At 70.2% G+C, this 17,707-nt stretch carries 14 protein-coding genes; 10 read left to right on the forward strand and 4 right to left on the reverse strand.

All coding sequences use genetic code 11. The features are described 5' to 3' along the window. Positions 1 to 603 precede the first annotated feature (603 nt). Positions 604 to 948, reverse strand: coding sequence for a ComEA family DNA-binding protein (locus DX914_RS09810; protein ID WP_115858794.1), 345 nt, complete (start codon positions 946 to 948; stop codon positions 604 to 606). A gap of 212 nt (positions 949 to 1,160) precedes the next feature. Between DX914_RS09810 and DX914_RS09815 the strand changes: the two genes are divergently transcribed. Beyond that, complete coding sequence (locus DX914_RS09815; protein WP_115858795.1) at positions 1,161 to 2,651, forward strand: M20 family metallopeptidase; 1,491 nt, start codon at positions 1,161 to 1,163, stop codon at positions 2,649 to 2,651. 181 nt (positions 2,652 to 2,832) lie between these two features. Next, positions 2,833 to 3,075, forward strand: a complete 243-nt coding sequence (locus DX914_RS09820) for a GlsB/YeaQ/YmgE family stress response membrane protein (protein ID WP_115858796.1) — start codon at positions 2,833 to 2,835, stop codon at positions 3,073 to 3,075. Between the two features lie 727 nt (positions 3,076 to 3,802). On the opposite strand, the gene cysN is transcribed toward DX914_RS09820, so the two are convergent. Further along, the gene (gene cysN / locus DX914_RS09825) at positions 3,803 to 5,674 is read right to left on the reverse strand and encodes a sulfate adenylyltransferase subunit CysN (protein ID WP_115858797.1); all 1,872 of its coding nucleotides are present in this window, start codon (positions 5,672 to 5,674) and stop codon (positions 3,803 to 3,805) included. Continuing rightward, positions 5,674 to 6,660: a sulfate adenylyltransferase subunit CysD gene (gene cysD / locus DX914_RS09830; RefSeq protein ID WP_115858798.1), complete on the reverse strand. Its 987-nt coding sequence runs from the start codon at positions 6,658 to 6,660 to the stop codon at positions 5,674 to 5,676. Before cysD ends, cysN begins: the two co-directional genes overlap by 1 nt. 147 nt (positions 6,661 to 6,807) lie before the next feature. Here cysD and DX914_RS09835 point away from each other — a divergent pair, with 147 nt between their 5' ends. From DX914_RS09835 to DX914_RS09845, 3 genes are read left to right on the forward strand one after another with little or no spacing between them, the layout of a single operon-like run. Then, the gene (locus DX914_RS09835) at positions 6,808 to 8,625 is read left to right on the forward strand and encodes an assimilatory sulfite reductase (NADPH) flavoprotein subunit (protein ID WP_425480660.1); all 1,818 of its coding nucleotides are present in this window, start codon (positions 6,808 to 6,810) and stop codon (positions 8,623 to 8,625) included. After that, entirely contained in the window at positions 8,625 to 10,361 is a 1,737-nt protein-coding gene (cysI, locus tag DX914_RS09840; RefSeq protein ID WP_115858799.1) for an assimilatory sulfite reductase (NADPH) hemoprotein subunit, read from the forward strand. The genes DX914_RS09835 and cysI overlap by 1 nt, the downstream gene beginning before the upstream one ends. Then, a complete protein-coding gene (locus DX914_RS09845; protein ID WP_115858800.1) occupies positions 10,358 to 11,104 on the forward strand; it encodes a phosphoadenylyl-sulfate reductase in 747 nt (248 codons plus the stop codon). The genes cysI and DX914_RS09845 overlap by 4 nt, the downstream gene beginning before the upstream one ends. 145 nt (positions 11,105 to 11,249) lie before the next feature. On the opposite strand, the gene DX914_RS09850 is transcribed toward DX914_RS09845, so the two are convergent. Next, on the reverse strand, positions 11,250 to 12,233 hold the full coding sequence (locus DX914_RS09850; RefSeq protein ID WP_115858801.1) for a LysR family transcriptional regulator: 984 nt from the start codon (positions 12,231 to 12,233) through the stop codon (positions 11,250 to 11,252). Between the two features lie 304 nt (positions 12,234 to 12,537). On the opposite strand from DX914_RS09850, the gene cysG reads away from it, so the two are divergent. The 5 genes from cysG to bluB all read left to right on the forward strand — a co-directional run bounded on the left by cysG (position 12,538) and on the right by bluB (position 17,491). Then, positions 12,538 to 13,962, forward strand: a complete 1,425-nt coding sequence (cysG, locus tag DX914_RS09855; protein WP_115858802.1) for a siroheme synthase CysG — start codon at positions 12,538 to 12,540, stop codon at positions 13,960 to 13,962. A gap of 26 nt (positions 13,963 to 13,988) precedes the next feature. After that, positions 13,989 to 14,969, forward strand: coding sequence for a cysteine synthase A (gene cysK / locus DX914_RS09860; protein WP_115858803.1), 981 nt, complete (start codon positions 13,989 to 13,991; stop codon positions 14,967 to 14,969). 94 nt (positions 14,970 to 15,063) lie between these two features. Then, positions 15,064 to 16,077 (forward strand): aminoglycoside phosphotransferase family protein, encoded by a 1,014-nt coding sequence (locus DX914_RS09865; protein WP_115858804.1) that lies wholly within the window; start codon positions 15,064 to 15,066, stop codon positions 16,075 to 16,077. After that, positions 16,074 to 16,772, forward strand: coding sequence for an N-acetylmuramate alpha-1-phosphate uridylyltransferase MurU (gene murU, locus DX914_RS09870; RefSeq protein ID WP_115858805.1), 699 nt, complete (start codon positions 16,074 to 16,076; stop codon positions 16,770 to 16,772). Before DX914_RS09865 ends, murU begins: the two co-directional genes overlap by 4 nt. Continuing rightward, on the forward strand, positions 16,769 to 17,491 hold the full coding sequence (gene bluB, locus DX914_RS09875) for a 5,6-dimethylbenzimidazole synthase (protein ID WP_115858806.1): 723 nt from the start codon (positions 16,769 to 16,771) through the stop codon (positions 17,489 to 17,491). The genes murU and bluB overlap by 4 nt, the downstream gene beginning before the upstream one ends. The last annotated feature ends 216 nt before the right edge of the window (positions 17,492 to 17,707 follow it).

A 17,707-nucleotide genomic window follows, 5' to 3' on the forward strand; every position in this document is an offset into this window, starting at 1 on the left:
ACGGGAGCTCTGGTGTAGCGTTTTGGTTACTTTCTTTTGACGCTTATCAAAAGAAAGTAACCCGGCCGCTTGCGGACGGAAGTTGTTGCTGTTGCTTCAAAGCAGCACACCCACACACCTTCGCGAGTTCGAAGCGGATCGCGGCTTACGCCGCTCCTACCCCAAGGCGCCAGCAGCCCCCGCCGACCGAGGGCTTAGTCGCAACTGTGGATTCGCGGTCGCAGCTTGCGCAGCTCCTACAGGGGGAGCCGCGGCCTTCATCGTAGTTGTGCATTCGTGGTCGCGGCTCACGCCGCTCCTACCCCCAAGGCGCCAGTGCAGACCTCACGCCGACCGAGGGCTCGGTCGCAACTGTGGATTCGCGGTCGCAGCTTGCGCAGCTCCTACCCCAAGGCAAGGGGCTGACGTCGCGATTCGCGGTCGCGGCTTATGACCGAAGGAAATCCCTGTGGGACGCCGCTCCTACACACAGTAGCGCCGCCGCCCGCGGATCCTTCCGCGGGCCAGCGGCTCACTTCCTTGTCCAGGGCTCTCCCCCTGCATTCGTCGGGCGTCCTGCCCGTGCGTTGCCGGTCCGCGCATCCGTGCGGGGCCGGCGGTTCTTCAGCGGCGGTTGGCGGCGCGCGGCAGGCTGCCTCCGCCCACGGTCGGGGCCGAGGGGCGGCGCGCCGGCGCGTAGTCGCCGATGACGATGCGGTCGCGGTTCTTCTCCACCGTTTTCAGGCCGATGCCGTGCACCAGGGCCAGTTGCTCCGGGCTGCGGAACGCGCCGTGCGCCTTGCGGTAGGCGACGATGGCCTCGGCCTTGGACGCGCCCACGTTGAGCAGCACCCGGTCCAGGGTCGCGGCGTCGGCGCTGTTGATGTCCACCTGTTCGACCGCATAGGCGCGGCCGCACAGCAGCAGCGACAGCAGCAGGACAAGACGGGCGAAAATCGGCGACGGCATGGCGAGGCTCCAACGGGGCGGGGCCGCGGCCGCCCCGGCGCCGCGGGGAGGGAGCGGCGCCGGCGGCCGCCGGGGTCCGCCATTCGATGAGCACAGCCTAGCCAGGCCCGCCCGCGGAAAAAGCCAGCCAAAGCCGCAGCGCAGGGTAGGAAAAGTCCTACCCCCGGCGGAGGCGTAAACTTGCCGGCCTCACCCCCGCTAGAGGCCCGTCCATGGACGCCAGCAAGGTCGACCGTTTCGTCGGCGAAAAATGGGACGACGAGATCGTCCCGCAACTGGTCGAATACATCCGTATTCCCAACAAATCGCCGATGTTCGACGCCGATTGGGTCAAGCACGGCTACATGGACGACGCGGTCAAGCTGATGGAGGCCTGGGCCCGCGCCCAGTCCATTCCCGGCATGCAGGTCGAGGTGGTCCGGCTCGAAGGCCGTACCCCCTTGATTTTTATCGATATTCCGGCCGCGCACGGCGGCAGCGACGAAGACTGCGTGCTGCTCTACGGCCACCTGGACAAGCAGCCGGAAATGACCGGCTGGGACGACGGCCTGGGCCCCTGGATCCCGGTGATCAAGGGCGACCGCCTGTACGGCCGCGGCGGCGCCGACGACGGCTACGCGATCTTCGGTTCGCTGGCCGCGATCATGGCGCTGCAGGAACAGGGCCTGCCGCACGCGCGCTGCGTGGTGCTGATCGAGGCCTGCGAGGAGTCGGGCAGCTACGACCTGCCGGCCTATGTCGACCACCTGGCCGGCCGCATCGGCAAGCCCTCGCTGGTGGTGTGCCTGGACTCGGGCTGCGGCAACTACGAGCAGCTGTGGTGCACCACCTCGCTGCGCGGCCTGGCCGGCGGCAATTTCACGGTCAAGGTGCTCAGCGAAGGCGTGCACTCGGGCGACGCCTCCGGCATCGTGCCGTCGAGCTTCCGCCTGTTGCGGCAGCTGCTGTCGCGGCTGGAGGACGAGGCCAACGGCAAGATCCGGATCGAAGGCCTGTACGTGGACGTGCCGGAAGAGCGCATCGCGCAGGCGCGCGAAGCGGCCAAGGTGCTGAGCAACGCGATCTACGACAAGTTCCCGTTCCTGCCCGGGATGAAACCGATGGGCGAGGACCTGTCCGAACTGGTGCTCAACCGCACCTGGCGCCCCGCGTTGTCGGTGACCGGCGTGGACGGCATGCCGCCGCTGTCGTCGGCCGGCAACGTGCTGCGCCCGCATACCTCGGTGAAGCTGAGCCTGCGCCTGCCGCCCACCCTGGACGGCAAGCGCGCCGGCGAGCTGCTGAAGGAAGTGCTGGAACGCGATCCGCCCAACGGCGCGCAGGTGACGCTGGAGCTGGAGAAGGCCTCCACCGGCTGGAACGCGCCGGCGCAGTCGGCGTGGCTGACCCGCGCCATCGACGCTTCCAGCCGCGAGTTCTTCGGCCAACCGGCGATGTACATGGGCGAAGGCGGCACCATTCCGTTCATGGGCATGCTGGGCGAGAAGTTCCCCGGCGCGCAGTTCATGATCACCGGCGTGCTGGGCCCGCACTCCAACGCGCACGGCCCCAACGAGTTCCTGCACATCCCGATGGGCAAGCGGGTGACCGCCTGCGTGGCGCGCGTGATCGCCGACCACCACGCGGCCGGTCAGCGCGGCGAAACCACCGGCGTGGCCGCGGTGGCCGGCGGCGAACAGCACGGCGAGCACGGGTGCTGCTGAGCCTCCGGTAAAACGAGGGTGCGGCCGCCCGCACCCTCGTTGTATGCGACACGCACCCGTGTCGTCTGCTTCCCCATGGGCCTCATCCTCGGCAGCCCGCCCTGCTGCGCCGCGACACGGTCCTCACCCGGCGCGCTGCTAGGATTTTCGCGGCGTCACCACACCCTGAGGAGGGAAGGCTATGGGCGGCATCGTGTACACGATCATCATCGGCGCGGTCATCGGCGTGCTGGCGCGTTTCTTCAAACCCGGCGCGGATCCGATGGGCTGGATCCTGACCATCCTGCTGGGCATCGCCGGCGCTTACATCGGCAGCCTGGTGTATGGCGGTGGCGGGCTGATCGGTTTCATCGTGTCGATCATCTGCGCGATCGTGCTGCTGTTCTTGTATGAGGTCATACGCAGCAAGACGGCCAAGCGCTGAGGGCGCAGCAGTGGAAAGCGACGCCCCAGCCTAGGCTGGGGCGTTTGCGTTTTAGGGGTTAGTGATCGAAGGCAGGCGAGTCGGCGCCAAGGACGTGCTGTTGCTGTTGCTACTCGGCGATAGCGCCGAACTCGCAGCGCAAATAGCAGACCCGAAGAGCCTGCCCCCGCGAAGGCGGGGGGCGGCGCACAGGAGGTGCGCCGTTTTTCGCTGGCACAGGATGCGCCATCGAAAAATCCCCGCGCACGCGCCGATCTCGCACGGGAGCTCTGGTGTAGCGTTTTTCTTTGGTTACTTTCTTTTGACGCTTATCAAAAGAAAGTTACCCGGCCGCTTGCGGACGGAAGCTGTTGCTGTTGCTTCGACCAACACAACCGAACACCTTCGCGAGTTCTGAGCTGATCGCGGCTCACGCCGCTCCTACCCCAAGGCGCCAGAGCGGACCCCACGCCGACCGAGAGCTTCGTCGTAGGTGCGGATTCGCGGTCGCAGCTTGCGCAGCTCCTACGGCGGGGACCGCAACATTCGTTGCCGTTGCGGGTTCGCGGTCGCGGCTCACGCCGCTCCTACCCCAAGGCGCCAGGGCAGACCCCACGCCGACCGAGAGCTTCGTCGTAGGTGCGGATTCGCGGTCGCAGCTTGCGCAGCTCCTACGGCGGGGACCGCAACATTCGTTGCTGTTGCGGGTTCGCGGTCGCGGCATACGCCGCTCCTACCCCAGAGCGGGTCAGCCCAGCAGGCGATCGATGACACGCTGGGCCAGCGTCTCGGCGTCCTCGCTCACCGTATCCAGCACCAGCTCCGGCGCTTCCGGCGCCTCGTACGGCGAGTCGATGCCGGTGAAGTTGGGGATTTTGCCGGCACGCGCCTTGGCGTACAGCCCCTTCACGTCGCGGTCCTCGGCCACCGCCAGCGGCGTGTCCACGTAGACCTCCACGAACTCATCCGGCGCGAACAGCTCGCGCGCCATGCGCCGCTCGGCGCGGAACGGCGAGATGAAGCTCACCAGCACGATCAGGCCCGCATCGGTCATCAGCTTGGCCACCTCGGCCACGCGGCGGATGTTCTCCACCCGGTCCTCGTCGGTGAAGCCCAGGTCCTTGTTGAGACCGTGGCGCACGTTGTCGCCGTCGAGAATGTAGGTGTGGTGGCCCTGCGCGTGCAGCCGCTTCTCCACCAGATTGGCGATGGTGGACTTGCCCGAGCCGGAAAGACCGGTGAACCACACGCAGCGCGGCGACTGGCCCTTGCTGCGCGCGCGCGCCTGCTTGTCCACGTCCACGTGCTGCCAGTGGATGTTGCCGGCGCGGCGCAGGGCGAAGTCCAGGGTGCCGGCGGCGACGGTGGCATTGTCCTGACGGTCGATCAGGATGAAGGCGCCCAGCGCGCGGTCGTCGGCGTAAGGCTCGAACGCGACCGGCTGGTCCAGGCTGAGGTTGCAGTAGGCGACCTCGTTGAGTTCCAGGTGCTTGGCCGCGAGCGCGGCCTGGGTGTTCACGTCGATCTTGTGCTTGATCTCGGTGACCGTGGCGCTGACCGTGCGCGCGCCGATCTTCAGCCAGTAGGGCCGGCCCGGCAGCAGCGGCTGCTCGCCCATCCACAGCAGGTGCGCGGCGAACTGGTCGGCGGCCTCGGGCGGCTCGGCGGCGCTGGCGAGCACGTCGCCACGGCTGACGTCGAGCTCGTCTTCCAGCGTCAGGGTGACCGCCTGGCCGGCCACGGCCAGGTCCAGGTCGCCGCCGGCGGTGACGATGCGCGCGACCTTCGAGCGCCGGCCCGAAGGCAGCGCGGCGATCTCGTCGCCAGGACGCACCTCGCCCGCGGCCACGGTGCCGGCAAAACCGCGAAAGTTCTGGTTGGGGCGGTTGACCCATTGCACCGGCAGGCGGAAACCCAGCGCCGGGCGGTCCTGCGCCACGTCCACGGTTTCCAGGTGTTCCAGCACGCTGGGGCCGTCGTACCACGGCGTTTCCGGCGAGCGCAGCAGCAGGTTGTCGCCGCGCAGCGCCGACAGCGGAATCGCGGTGACCGCGGTGATGCCGCGCTGCGCGGCCAGCTCGCGGTACTCGGCGACGATGGCCTCGAACACGGCGCGGTCGTAGCCGACCAGGTCCATCTTGTTCACCGCCAGCAACACATGGCGGATGCCCAGCAGCGCGGCGATGTAGGTATGGCGGCGGGTCTGGGTGAGCAGACCCTTGCGCGCGTCCACCAGCACCACCGCCAGGTCGGCGGTGGAGGCGCCGGTGGCCATGTTGCGGGTGTACTGCTCGTGGCCCGGGCAGTCGGCGACGATGAAGCGGCGCTTGTCGGTGCCGAAGTAGCGGTAGGCCACGTCGATGGTGATGCCCTGCTCGCGCTCGGCGGCCAGGCCATCGACCAGCAGGGCGTAGTCGATCTCGCCGTTCTGGGTGCCGTGGCGGCGGCTGTCGTCGCGCAGCGCGGCGAGCTGATCGTCGAACAGGCGGCGGGTGTCGTGCAGCAGGCGCCCGATCAGGGTGCTCTTGCCGTCGTCCACGCTGCCGCAGGTGATGAAGCGCAGCAGGCCGCCGGTCTCGTGACGGCGCAGGTAGGCGGCGATGTCCTCGGCGACGGCCATCAGAAATAACCCTCCTGCTTCTTCTTCTCCATCGACGCGGATGGGTCGTGGTCGATGACCCGGCCCTGGCGTTCGGAGGTGGTGGCCACCAGCATTTCGGCGATCACCTTCTCCAGCGTGTCGGCTTCGGATTCGATCGCGCCGGTCAGCGGATAGCAGCCCAGGGTGCGGAAACGCACCTGGCGCTGCTGCGGCACCTCGCCCGGGCGCAGCGGCAGGCGTTCGTCGTCGACCAGGATCAGGGCGCCGTCGCGCTCCACCACTGGGCGCGTTGCTGCGAAGTACAGCGAGGGCACCGGAATGCGCTCACGGTAGATGTACAGCCACACGTCCAGTTCGGTCCAGTTCGAGATCGGGAATACGCGCACGCTCTCGCCGCTGCGGATGCGGGTGTTGTAGAGGTTCCACAATTCCGGGCGCTGGTTCTTGGGGTCCCAGCGGTGCTGTTCGTTGCGGAAGGAAAAGATGCGTTCCTTGGCCCGCGACTTCTCCTCGTCGCGGCGGGCGCCGCCGATGGCGGCGTCGAAGCGGTGCGCGTCCAGGGCCTGCTTCAGCGCCTGGGTCTTCATCACGTCGGTGTGCACGCTGGCGCCGTGGCTGATCGGACCGATGCCCTGGGCCAGGCCGTCGGGGTTGGTGTGCACGCGCAGCTCCACGCCGGTTTCGGCGGCGCGGCGGTCGCGGAAGGCGATCATCTCGCGGAACTTCCAGCCGGTGTCCACGTGCAGCAGCGGGATCGGCGGGCGCGCGGGATAAAAGGCCTTGAGCAGCAGGTGCAGCAGCACCGAGCTGTCCTTGCCCACCGAGTACAGCATCACCGGGTTACGGAACTCGGCCGCGACCTCGCGCAGGATGTGGATGCTCTCGGCTTCGAGGCGGTCGAGGTGGCTCAGGTCCAAGGTCGGGCTCGTGGCGGCGGGGCGTGCGCCGCGTCGGCGTCCGGCGCGGCCGGCACTATCTGACCACATTAGGGAATCGGGAGGCATGCTTCGGCGGCGCTGCGCGCGTGACGGGCCGCCATTACAGGGCCGCGCGGGCCGCTGGCGGAAATGAGCGCAGGGCATGAACGCATAACCCAGCATCCTTTCCGCGCGCGGCGGCGCAGGCCTAGCCTGAGCCTCCCGAAGCTCCCGATGCCGCCCGCCACCATGCCTGCGTCCGCCCTGCTCGCCGCCCCGCTCCCCGAGGACCGGCTCGCCCCGTTGCTGCGGCTGACCGACGGCCTGGACCGCGACGGCCTGTGGTGGCTGTCCGGCTACGCCGCGGGCCTGGCCCGGGCCGCGGCCGGCGGCGTGCCGGCGGCGGTGCCGGCCTTGCCCGAAGCGCGCAGCGGCGAGCGCCTGAGCGTGGTCTACGGCAGCCAGACCGGCAACGCCAAGCGCCTGGCCGAACAGCTGGCCGCGCAAGCCGAACAGGCCGGGCTGGCGGTGCGCCTGCTGCGCGCCGACGCCTACCCCACCCGCGAACTCAAGGACGAACGCCTGCTCTATGTGGTCATCAGCACCCAGGGCGACGGCGATCCGCCGGACGACGCCCGCGCCCTGGTCGACTACATCGCCGGCAAGCGCGCGCCCGAGCTCAAGCAACTGCGCTACGCGGTGCTGGGCCTGGGCGACTCCAGCTACCCGCAATTCTGCGCGATCGGGCAGAAGCTGGACGCGCGCCTGGCCGAACTGGGCGCCACCCGGCTGGTGGATCGCGCCGACGCAGACCTGGACATCGACAGCGTCGCCGGCCCCTGGCTGCAGCAGGCGCTGGGCGCGGCCAAGGACGCGCTGAAGCCGTCCGCGCCGCTGGCCACGGTCACCCCGCTGCGGCCGCTGCCGACGGCGCCCGCGCACGGCCGCGACGCCCCGTTCGCGGCCGAGCTGCTGGTCAACCAGCGCCTGACCGTGCGCGGCAGCGCCAAGGACGTGCGCCATATCGAACTGTCGCTGGAAGGCTCGGGCCTGAGCTACCAGCCCGGCGACGCGCTGGGCCTGTGGCCGCGCAATCCGCCGGCGCTGGTGGAATCGGTGCTGCGCGCCCTGGAGCTGGACGGCGAAGCCGAGGTCGAGCACGGCGGTCAGCGCCTGCCGCTGCGCCAGTGGCTGGGCGAGAAGCGCGAACTCACCCGCCTGGCCCGCCCGTTCGTGGCCAGCCACGCCGCGCATGCGCGCAGCGACGAACTCAACCGCCTGCTCGCCCCCGACAACGCGCCGGCGCTGACCCAGCTGCTGGCCGACGCCCAGGTCATCGACCTGCTGCAGCGCTACGACGGCGCCTGGAGCGGCGAGGAACTGGTGGCCGCGCTGCGTCCGCTGACCCCGCGCCTGTACTCGATCGCGTCCAGCCAGAAGCTGGTCGGCGACGAGGCGCACCTGACCGTGGCCCATGTCGAATACGCCAGCGAGCACGGCACCCGCTGGGGCGCGGCCTCGCACCTGCTGGCCGCGGCCGAGGAAGGCGCGCGCCTGCCGGTGTATATCGAAGCCAACGAGCGCTTCCGCCTGCCGCGCGACGGCGCCCGCGACGTGATCATGATCGGCCCGGGCACCGGCGTGGCGCCATTCCGCGGCTTCGTCCAGGAACGCGCCGCCGACGGCGCCAGCGGCCGCAACTGGCTGCTGTTCGGCAACCCGCATTTCCGCAGCGACTTCCTCTACCAGACCGAATGGCAGGCGGCGCTGAAGTCCGGCCAGCTGCACCGCCTGGACCTGGCGTTCTCGCGCGACCAGATCCGCAAGATTTACGTGCAGGACCGCCTGCGCCAGGCCGGCCGCGACCTCTACGACTGGCTCGAGGGCGGCGCCCACCTCTACGTCTGCGGCGACGCCACGCGCATGGCGCGCGACGTGCACGCGGCGCTGCGCGATGCGGTGATCGAGAACGGCGGCAAGAACGCCGAGGACGCCGAGGACTACCTCAGCACGCTGCAGCAGCAGGGCCGCTACGCCCGGGACGTGTACTGATGGCCGGCGCCCACTCCGTCGAAGACATCAAGCTGGCCAGCGGGCGCCTGCGCGGCAGCCTGCTGCAGAGCCTGGCCGACCCGGTCACCGGCGCGCTGCGCGAAGACGACCAGACCCTGATCAAGTACCACGGCAGCTACCAGCAGGACGACCGCGACGTGCGCGAGGAGCGCCGCCTGGCCAAGCTGGAGCCGGCCTATAGCTTCATGATCCGCACCCGCACGCCGGGCGGCACGGTCAGCCCGCAGCAGTGGCTGAAGCTGGACGCGATCGCGACCACCTACGCCGAGCGCGGCCTGCGCATCACCACGCGCCAGGCCTTCCAGTTCCATGGCGTGATCAAGACCGAACTCAAGCCGACCATGCAGGCGATCAACGCCGCGCTGGTCGACACCCTGGCCGCCTGCGGCGACGTCAACCGCAACGTGGCCGTGGCCGCCAACCCGCTGCAGTCGCAGGCGCACGCCGCGGTGCACGCGCAGGCGGCGGCGCTGTCGGAGCACCTGCTGCCCAACACCCGCGCCTATTACGAGATCTGGCTGGACGAGCAGCGCGTGGCTGGCAGCGGCGAGGAAGAGGAACCGATCTACGGCCAGGCCTACCTGCCGCGCAAGTTCAAGATCGGCTTCGCCATTCCGCCCTACAACGATGTGGATGTGTTCGCCCAGGACCTGGGCTACATCGCCATCCTCGACGACGCCGGCGAGCTGCTGGGCTACAACGTCACCGTCGGCGGCGGCATGGGCGCCACTCACGGCGACCCCGAGACCTATCCGCGCCTGGGCAACGTGATCGGCTTCGTCACCCCGGACCAGGTGATCGCCGTCGGCGAAGCCGTGGTCACCGCGCAGCGCGACCACGGCAACCGCGCCGTGCGCAAGCGCGCGCGGCTGAAGTACACCATCGACGACCACGGCCTGGATTGGTTCCGTTCCGAAGTCGAACGCCGTGCCGGGGTCGCTCTCGCCCCGGCGCGGCCGTTCGGCTTCCTTCACAACGGCGACCGCTTCGGCTGGGCCGACGGCGAGGACGGCCGCGCCCACCTGACCCTGCGCATTCCGGCCGGCCGCATCGTCGACGGCGAATCCGCCGACGGCGCGCAGGTGCGCCACCTCAGCGGCCTGCGCGAGATCGCGCAACTGCTCGAGGCCGAAGGCGACGGCGCGCAGTTCCGGATGACGCCGAACCAGAACCTGACCATCGCCGGCATCGCGCCCGCGCTGCGCGAACGCGTCGACGCGCTGGTCGCACAGTACGGCCTGGACGGCTACCGTCAGGCCAGCGCGCTGCGCCGCAACGCCCTGGCCTGCGTGGCCCTGCCTACCTGCGGCCTGGCCATGGCCGAAGCCGAGCGCTACCTGCCGGCCTTCGTCGGCCAGGTCGAAGCGCTGCTGGACCGCCACGGCATCGCCGACGCGCCGATCCACCTGCGCATCAGCGGCTGCCCCAACGGCTGCTCGCGCCCCTACCTGGGCGAGATCGCCCTGGTCGGCAAGGCGCCGGGCCGTTACAACCTGATGCTGGGCGCCGATCATCGCGGCCAGCGTTTGAACACCCTCTACCGCGAGAACATCGCCGAGGCGGAGATCCTGGCCGCGCTCGATCCGCTGCTGGCCGGCTACGCCGCGCAACGCCAGCCCGAGGAAGGTTTCGGCGACTACCTGGTGCGCAGCGCCACGGTGGCCATCGCGGCGCACAACGCACGACCGAGCATCCCCATCGAGGTGCACTCATGAGCCCCCCCGATCCCGTCACCGCCGCCGAATCGCCGCGCGCGCTGGCCGACCTCAACCGCTGGCTGGAGCGCCTGAGCGCGCCCGAGCGCATCGCCTGGGCGCTGGAGAACACCGCCGGCGAACACGCGCTGTCGTCCAGTTTCGGCGCGCAGGCGGCGGTGTCGCTGCACATGGTCACCCAGCAGGCGCCGCGCCTGCCGGTGATCCTGATCGACACCGGTTACCTGTTCCCGGAAACCTATCGCTTCGTCGACGAGATGACCCTGCGTTTGGACCTCAACCTCAAGGTCTATCGTCCGCAGATCGGCATCGCCTGGATGGAAGCGCGGCTGGGCAAGATCTGGGAACAGGGCGTGGACGGCATCCAGCGCTACAACCGCTTGCGCAAGGTCGAGCCGATGCAGCGCGCGCTGTCGGAATTGGGCGTGCGCACCTGGATCGCCGGCCTGCGCCGCAGCCAGTCCAGCACCCGCGCCGACCTGGACATCCTGAGCCTGCGCGATGGCCGCTGGAAGCTGCACCCGCTGGCCGACTGGAGCGACCGCGACGTGTGGCAGTACCTGCAGCAGCACGACCTGCCCTATCACCCGCTGTGGCACGACGGCTATGTGTCGATCGGCGACGTGCACACCACCAGCCGTCTGGAAGACGGCATGCGCGAAGAGGACACGCGGTTCTTCGGCTTGAAGCGCGAGTGCGGCTTGCACTTCGATGATGAAGTGGCGGAGGAGCGGGCGGCTTGAGGGGCGGACGCTCTTAAGAGCAAATCCCCCTAGCCCCTTTTTCAAAGGGGGAACTGCATGCGCTGGGTCGTGGCGATTCCGCTTGGAAATCCCGATCCGTATTCCCCCCTTTGAAAAGGGCGTAGGGGGATTTGCTTTTAACCCCTCAAACCACAGACGTCTTAGCCCGCTCGCCCCAACTGGGCGCCCGCGGCCAATCCGGCGCCAGGTTGCCTTCCAGCACCCGCCGCAAATCGCGCCGGTCGATCTGCGGGGCCAAGCCCTGCAGTAGCTCCAGCACGTAGTCGCGCAGCACGCGCGCACGCGGAATCACCGCCCAGGTCACGCACTCGGGCAAGGCATCGGGCGCGGTCAGCGCCTGCAGGTCTTCGTCGCCTTCGGCCACGGCCATTTCGGCCAGCACGCCCACGCCCAGTCCAGCGCGCACGTAGGTCTTGATCAGGTCGGCGTCGCGCGCGGTCATCGCCAACTGCGGTTCCACGCCTCCGGCGGCGAAGGCGCGTCGCAGCGAGGATTCCGGGCGCGTGGAAGATTCGTAACTCACCAGCGGATGCGCGGCCAGTTCGGCCAAGGTCGGCGCGCGCTTGAGCGAGGCCAGCGCATGCGTGCGCGGCACCAGCACCACCCGGCGCCAGCGGAACAGCGGCACCGCCAGCCCGCCCTCGGGCACGGCGCCGGCGGTGCTGATCACCGCCAAGTCGGCGTTGCCGTGGCTGAGCTGCTCCAACACTTCGCCGTCGGCCGCGGCCTGCAGGTGCACGCTGACCTGCGGGAAACCGCGCTTGACGCTGGCGATGGCCGTGGGCAGCACGTAGCGCGCCTGGGTGTGGGTGGTGGCCAGGATCAGGCGGCCGGCGTGCTGACCGCGCTCATTGGCGGCGTAGCTGCGGATGTTGCCGGCTTCTTCCAGGATCCGGCGCGCATGCGCGAGCACGCGTTCGCCGGCCGGCGCGATCGCTTCCAGGCTGCGGCCCTTGCGCACGAACAACTGGAAGCCCAGCTCGTCCTCCAACTGCTTGAGCTGCTTGGACAGGCCGGGCTGGGTCGCGTGCACGCGCTCGGCGGCCAAGGTGATGTTGAGGCCCGAGTCGGCGATGGCGACCAGGTAGCGCAGTTGGGTCAGGGTCATGGCAGCAGTATCCGTAAGCGAGAGGCAGGGCGGCGGCGGGCGCAGACACGGCGACACCCCATCGGGGCGTGGGCCGTCTTGGTCGTGCCGCGCATCGCTCGCTTATCCATCGCTCTATTCGGATAGAAGGATCAATAGCCTAACCATCCGGTCGGGCCCCTGTCCAGTACTGTCCTCCATCGGCGGCTCCCGCGCTCATGCCGTTCAGGCATGGGCACAGGCAAGGGCGTCATTTCCCCGTGCCGGCCGGGATTTGTAGGGTCGATCAGCCTCCCCACCCCCGCCGACGATCCCGCAAGCCAGCATGAGCGCTCCCTTGTTTCCCCTGTTTGCCGCTCTGTGCGGCCGCGCCGTTCTCGTGGTGGGCGGCGGCGCGGTCGCGCAGCGCAAGACGCAGGCCCTGCTGGACGCCGGCGCGCGGGTGCGGGTAGGCGCACCTTTGCTGCAACCCGAACTGGCCGCCTGGGCCGAGCGCGGGCTGATCGAACACCTGCCCGGCCGCTTCGAGCCGGCCTGGCTGGACGAGATCTGGCTGGCCGTGGCCGCCACCGACGACGACGCGGTCAACGCCGCGGTGGCCGCGGCCGCCGAAGCGCGCCGGGTCTGGGTCAACGTGGTCGACGACGCCGAGGCGTCGAGCGTGCACGTGCCCTCGCGCGTGCAGCGCGGGCCGCTGCAGGTGGCGATCTCCAGCGGCGGCGGCGCGCCGATGCTGACCCGTCACCTGCGCGAGCAATTGGAAACCCAGCTCGACGATTCGCTGGGCGAGCTGGCCGAACTGCTGGGCCGCGAACGCCTGCGCATCCGCGCGCGCTACCCGGCGCTGGGCGCGCGGCGGCGCTTCTTCGACCGCCTGCTCGCGGGGCCGGTGCCGGCGCTGCTGCGCCAGCGCCGCGGCCGCGCCGCGCAACGCGCATTCGAAGCCGAACTGGCCGGCGGCGAGCGCACGCGCGCCGGTTCGGTGGTGCTGGTGGGCGCGGGCCCGGGCGATCCCGGCCTGCTCACCCTGCGTGGCCTGCGCGCGCTCAACGAGGCCGACGTGATCCTGCACGACCGCCTGGTCAGCGCCGAGGTGTTGCGCCTGGCGCGCCGCGATGCCGAACGCATCGAAGTCGGCAAGCAATCCGGCGCGCACCACACCACCCAGGAACGCATCCACGAACTCATGCTCGAGCACGCCCGCGCCGGCAAGCGCGTGGTCCGGCTCAAGGGCGGCGACCCCTTCGTGTTCGGCCGCGGCGGCGAAGAGATCGAAGTGCTGCGCGCGCACGGCATCGCCTACGAGGTGGTGCCCGGCATCACCGCAGCGCTGGCCTGCGCGGCCTACAGCGGCGTGCCGCTGACCCACCGCGACCACGCCCAGTCGGTGCGCCTGGTCACCGCCCACACCAAGGACGCCGATGACGACCTGGACTGGGTCGCGCTGGCGCAGGAAAAGCAGACCCTGGCGGTGTACATGGGCGTGGCCGGATTGCAGCGCCTGCGCGATCGCCTGATCGCCCACGGCCGCGCGCCGGACACGCCGTTCGCACTGATCGAAAACGGCTCGCGCGCCGAACAGCGCACCGTGGTCGGCACCCTGGCCGAACTGCCCGACGCCGCGCAGGCGCACGCCGTGGGTTCGCCGGCGCTGCTGATCCTGGGCGAAGTGGCGGCGCTGGCCGAAACGCTGCATTGGCACGGCGCCGCGCCGCTGCGCTACGCGCCGGCACTGGCCGCCGCGGCCTGACCCTTTTCCTCTACCGGAACCTCCCCATGGCCCTCTACGACAGCATCCTCGACACCATCGGCAACACGCCCATCGTCAAACTGCACCGCATCGCGCCCAAGCACGTATCGCTGTACGCCAAGGTCGAATCCTTCAACCCCGGCGGCTCGGTCAAGGACCGCCTGGCCCTGGCCATCGTGCTCGATGCCGAACGCAGCGGCGCGCTCAAGCCGGGCCAGACCATCGTCGAGGCGACCTCGGGCAACACCGGCATCGCCCTGGCCATGGTCGCCGCCGCGCGCGGCTATCCGTTCGTGGCGGTGATGACCGAGACCTTCTCGGTGGAGCGGCGCAAGCTGATGCGCGCCTACGGCGCCAAGGTGATCCTCACGCCCGCGGCCGAACGCGGCAGCGGCATGGTGCGCAAGGCCGCCGAACTGGCCGCGCAGCACGGCTGGTTCCTGGCCCGTCAGTTCGAAAACCCGGCCAACCCGGCCTACCACCGCAGCACCACCGGCCCGGAAATCCTGCGCGATTTCGCCGGCAAGCGGCTGGACTACTTCGTCACCGGCTGGGGCACCGGCGGCACCCTCAGCGGCGCCGGACAGGTGCTGAAGCTGGCACGCCCCGATCTGAAGATCGTGACCTCCGAACCGGCCGGCGCCTCGCTGCTGGGCGGCAAGGACTGGCAGCCGCACAAGATCCAGGGCTGGACCCCGGACTTCGTGCCCGGCGTGCTCGACCGCAGCGTGGCCGACGAAATCCGTCCGGTCGACGACGTGGTCGCGCGCGACACCGCGCGCCGCCTGGCCGCCGAGGAAGGCGTGTTCGTGGGCATTTCCGCCGGCGCCACCGTGGCCGCGGCGCTGCAGGTCGCGCAGGAAGCGCCGGAAGGCTCGGTGCTGCTGGCGATGCTGCCCGACACCGGCGAACGCTACTTGTCCACCTTCCTGTTCGAAGGCGTGGCCGAAGGCTCGGACGACGAATGGCTGGCGTCGCTGGAAGCGGCGGAGACGGTCGCGGCCTGAGGCCACTTCCTGGAGCTAGGCTCCCACGGTTCACCACGCCGGGCAGGCCGCGTACCCTGTGCCCTCGCGGCCCCGTTGGTCGCGCGGAGACCGCATGACCCAGCTTCAAGCCGACGAGCGCGCCGAAGCGCGCCTCGCCTGGGCCCGCCGCGCCAGCGGCGACGAACACCTGCAACTGGAGCGCGCCTCGGTCGACGCCGGCTTCCGCAGCTACTGGCGCGGCCGTCCCGCCGCCGGCACGCCGGCCAGCGTGATCCTGATGGACTCGCCGCCCGGCCTGGAGGACGTGCGGCCCTGGCTGCGCCTGCGCCAACTGCTGGAAGACGGCGGCGTGCGCGTGCCGCGCGTGCTCGTGGAAGACGCCGACGCCGGCTTCCTGCTGCTGGAAGACCTGGGCGGGCCGACCCTGGCCCAGATCATCGACCCCGACAGCGCCGACGCGCATTTCGACGCCGCCGTGGAGCAGTTGCTGAAGCTGCAGACGATCGCGCCGCCGCACGGCATGGGCGAGTTCGGCGAGGCGCTGCTGCAACGCGACGCCGGCCTGTTCGAGGAATGGTTCCTGCGCCGCCACCTGGGCCTGGAGCTGGACTGCGGCGACAGCGAACGCCTGCAACTGGTGCAGCGCCGGCTGATGGACAACGCGCTGGCGCAGACCCAGGTGCTCACCCACCGCGACTACATGCCGCGCAACCTGATGCCGGTGACGCCGGGCCCGGCGGTGCTGGATTTCCAGGACTGCGTGCGCGGCCCGGTCGCCTACGACGCGGTCAGCCTGTTCAAGGACGCGTTCCTGAGCTGGCCGCTGGAGCGCGTGGACGGCTGGCTGGTCCGCTACCACGAACGCGCCCAGGCCGCCGGTGTGCCGGTGCCGCCGCTGCAACGCTTCCTGCGCGACGCCGACTGGCTCGGCGTGCAGCGCCACCTCAAGATCCTGGGCATCTTCGCCCGCCTGCATTACCGCGACGGCAAGAGCAAATACCTGCCCGACGCGCCGCGCTTCATCGCCTACCTGGACGAAGTGCTGCCGCGCCACCCGCAACTGCAACCGCTGGCCGAGCTGCTGGACACACGCATCCGCCCGGCGATGGCCAAGGCGGCCGCATGAAGGCGCTGATCTTCGCCGCCGGGCTGGGCGAGCGCATGCGCCCGCTCACCGACACCACGCCCAAGCCGCTGCTGCCGGTGGCGGGCAAGCCGCTGATCGAATGGCACCTGGAAAAGCTCGCCGCCTGCGGTGTGCGCGAGGTGGTGGTCAACACCTCGTGGCTGGCCGAGCAGTTCCCGCGTCACCTGGGCGACGGCGCGCGCTGGGGCCTGCGCATCGTCTACTCCTACGAAGGCGGCACGCCGCTGGAAACCGGCGGCGGCATGCTGCACGCGCTGCCCCTGCTGGGCGAAGCGCCGTTCCTGCTGGTCAACGGCGACATCTGGACCGACGCCGATTTCGCCCGCCTGCCGCGCGAGCCCACGGGGCTGGCGCACCTGGTGATGGTCGACCGCCCGCCGCAGGCGACCCAGGGCGATTTCGCCCTGGACGCCGACGGTCTGGTGCGCAGCGACGGCGCGCAGCGCCTGACCTATGCCGGCCTGGGCGTGTACCGGCCGCAGCTGCTCGACGGCTGGCGCGCGCACAGCAACGACGCCGGCGCCGACGAAACGCCGCCGCGCTTCCGCCTGGCGCCGATCCTGCGCGCGCACATGGCCGCGGGTCGGATCAGCGGCGAGCACCACCGCGGCCGCTGGACCGACGTGGGCACGCCGCAACGGCTGGCGGACCTGGACGCCGCGCTGGCCGGATGAGCGAGCATCGCTTCCCCGACGCCGAACGCCACGGCGTCTACCGCGCGATCTTCGAGCGCCGCGACGTGCGCTCGCAGTTCCGCCCCGATCCCGTGCCCGCGCCGGTGCTGGAACGCCTGCTGCGCGCCGCTCACCACGCGCCCTCGGTAGGCTTCATGCAGCCCTGGGACTTCGTGGTCATCGACGACGCGCGGGTCAAGCAACGGGTCAAGGCGCTGCACGCAGCGGCCAACGCCGAGGCCGCCAACAACTACCGCGACGAACGCGCCGAGCTGTACCGCCGGCTCAAGCTGGAAGGCATCGTCGACAGCCCGCTCAACCTGTGCGTGACCTGCGACCGCAGCCGCGGCGGCGAGCACGTGCTGGGCCGCAACACCATGCTCGACGCCGACCTGTTCAGTGCCTGCCTGGCGGTGCAGAACCTGTGGCTGGCCGCGCGCGCCGAAGGCATCGGCGTGGGCTGGGTCAGCATCCTGGAACCGGCCGATCTGGCGCAGGTGCTGGGCCTGCCGGCGGGCGTGGTGCCGGTGGCCTACCTGTGCCTGGGCTATGTCGACGAATTCCTGCAGCAACCGGAGCTGCAGGCGCAGGGCTGGCGGTCGCGCCTGCCGATGCGCGAGCTGGTGCATGGCAATGGCTGGGGCGGCGGTCTGGCCGAGGGCGAGTTCCTGTCGGCGCTGCAGAGCGCGATCGAAGCCGGCGATCCGCCGTCGCGCTGACGAAGCGCCACGGCGATCGGCAGAGGCGCGGTTGCGGCTTGCGCCGCTCCTACCCCGCATATCGGATCCCGAGGCGATCTTGGGACGGCGCCATCGCGGCTCACGCCACTCCCACAGAAGGCGGCGATGGCTTCCCTTGGTAGCGGCGTGAGCCGCGATAGCGAAACCGCACCTGCCGGCGGAACACTCCGTCAAAGTAGTTGCATAGCTAATCAT

The sequence above is a fragment of the Lysobacter silvisoli genome, assembly GCF_003382365.1.
Classification (GTDB): domain Bacteria; phylum Pseudomonadota; class Gammaproteobacteria; order Xanthomonadales; family Xanthomonadaceae; genus Lysobacter; species Lysobacter silvisoli.

Coding starts and splice junctions, on each gene's coding strand:
- murU (WP_115858805.1), top strand. CDS start 16,074: ATGAAGGCGCTGATCTTCGCCGCCGGGCTGGGCGAGCGCATGCGCCCG.
- DX914_RS09845 (WP_115858800.1), top strand. CDS start 10,358: ATGAGCCCCCCCGATCCCGTCACCGCCGCCGAATCGCCGCGCGCGCTG.
- cysK (WP_115858803.1), top strand. CDS start 13,989: ATGGCCCTCTACGACAGCATCCTCGACACCATCGGCAACACGCCCATC.
- cysI (WP_115858799.1), top strand. CDS start 8,625: ATGGCCGGCGCCCACTCCGTCGAAGACATCAAGCTGGCCAGCGGGCGC.
- DX914_RS09810 (WP_115858794.1), bottom strand. CDS start 948: ATGCCGTCGCCGATTTTCGCCCGTCTTGTCCTGCTGCTGTCGCTGCTG.
- bluB (WP_115858806.1), top strand. CDS start 16,769: ATGAGCGAGCATCGCTTCCCCGACGCCGAACGCCACGGCGTCTACCGC.
- DX914_RS09850 (WP_115858801.1), bottom strand. CDS start 12,233: ATGACCCTGACCCAACTGCGCTACCTGGTCGCCATCGCCGACTCGGGC.
- DX914_RS09815 (WP_115858795.1), top strand. CDS start 1,161: ATGGACGCCAGCAAGGTCGACCGTTTCGTCGGCGAAAAATGGGACGAC.
- cysN (WP_115858797.1), bottom strand. CDS start 5,674: ATGGCCGTCGCCGAGGACATCGCCGCCTACCTGCGCCGTCACGAGACC.
- DX914_RS09835 (WP_425480660.1), top strand. CDS start 6,808: ATGCCGCCCGCCACCATGCCTGCGTCCGCCCTGCTCGCCGCCCCGCTC.
- cysD (WP_115858798.1), bottom strand. CDS start 6,660: ATGCCTCCCGATTCCCTAATGTGGTCAGATAGTGCCGGCCGCGCCGGA.
- DX914_RS09820 (WP_115858796.1), top strand. CDS start 2,833: ATGGGCGGCATCGTGTACACGATCATCATCGGCGCGGTCATCGGCGTG.
- cysG (WP_115858802.1), top strand. CDS start 12,538: ATGAGCGCTCCCTTGTTTCCCCTGTTTGCCGCTCTGTGCGGCCGCGCC.
- DX914_RS09865 (WP_115858804.1), top strand. CDS start 15,064: ATGACCCAGCTTCAAGCCGACGAGCGCGCCGAAGCGCGCCTCGCCTGG.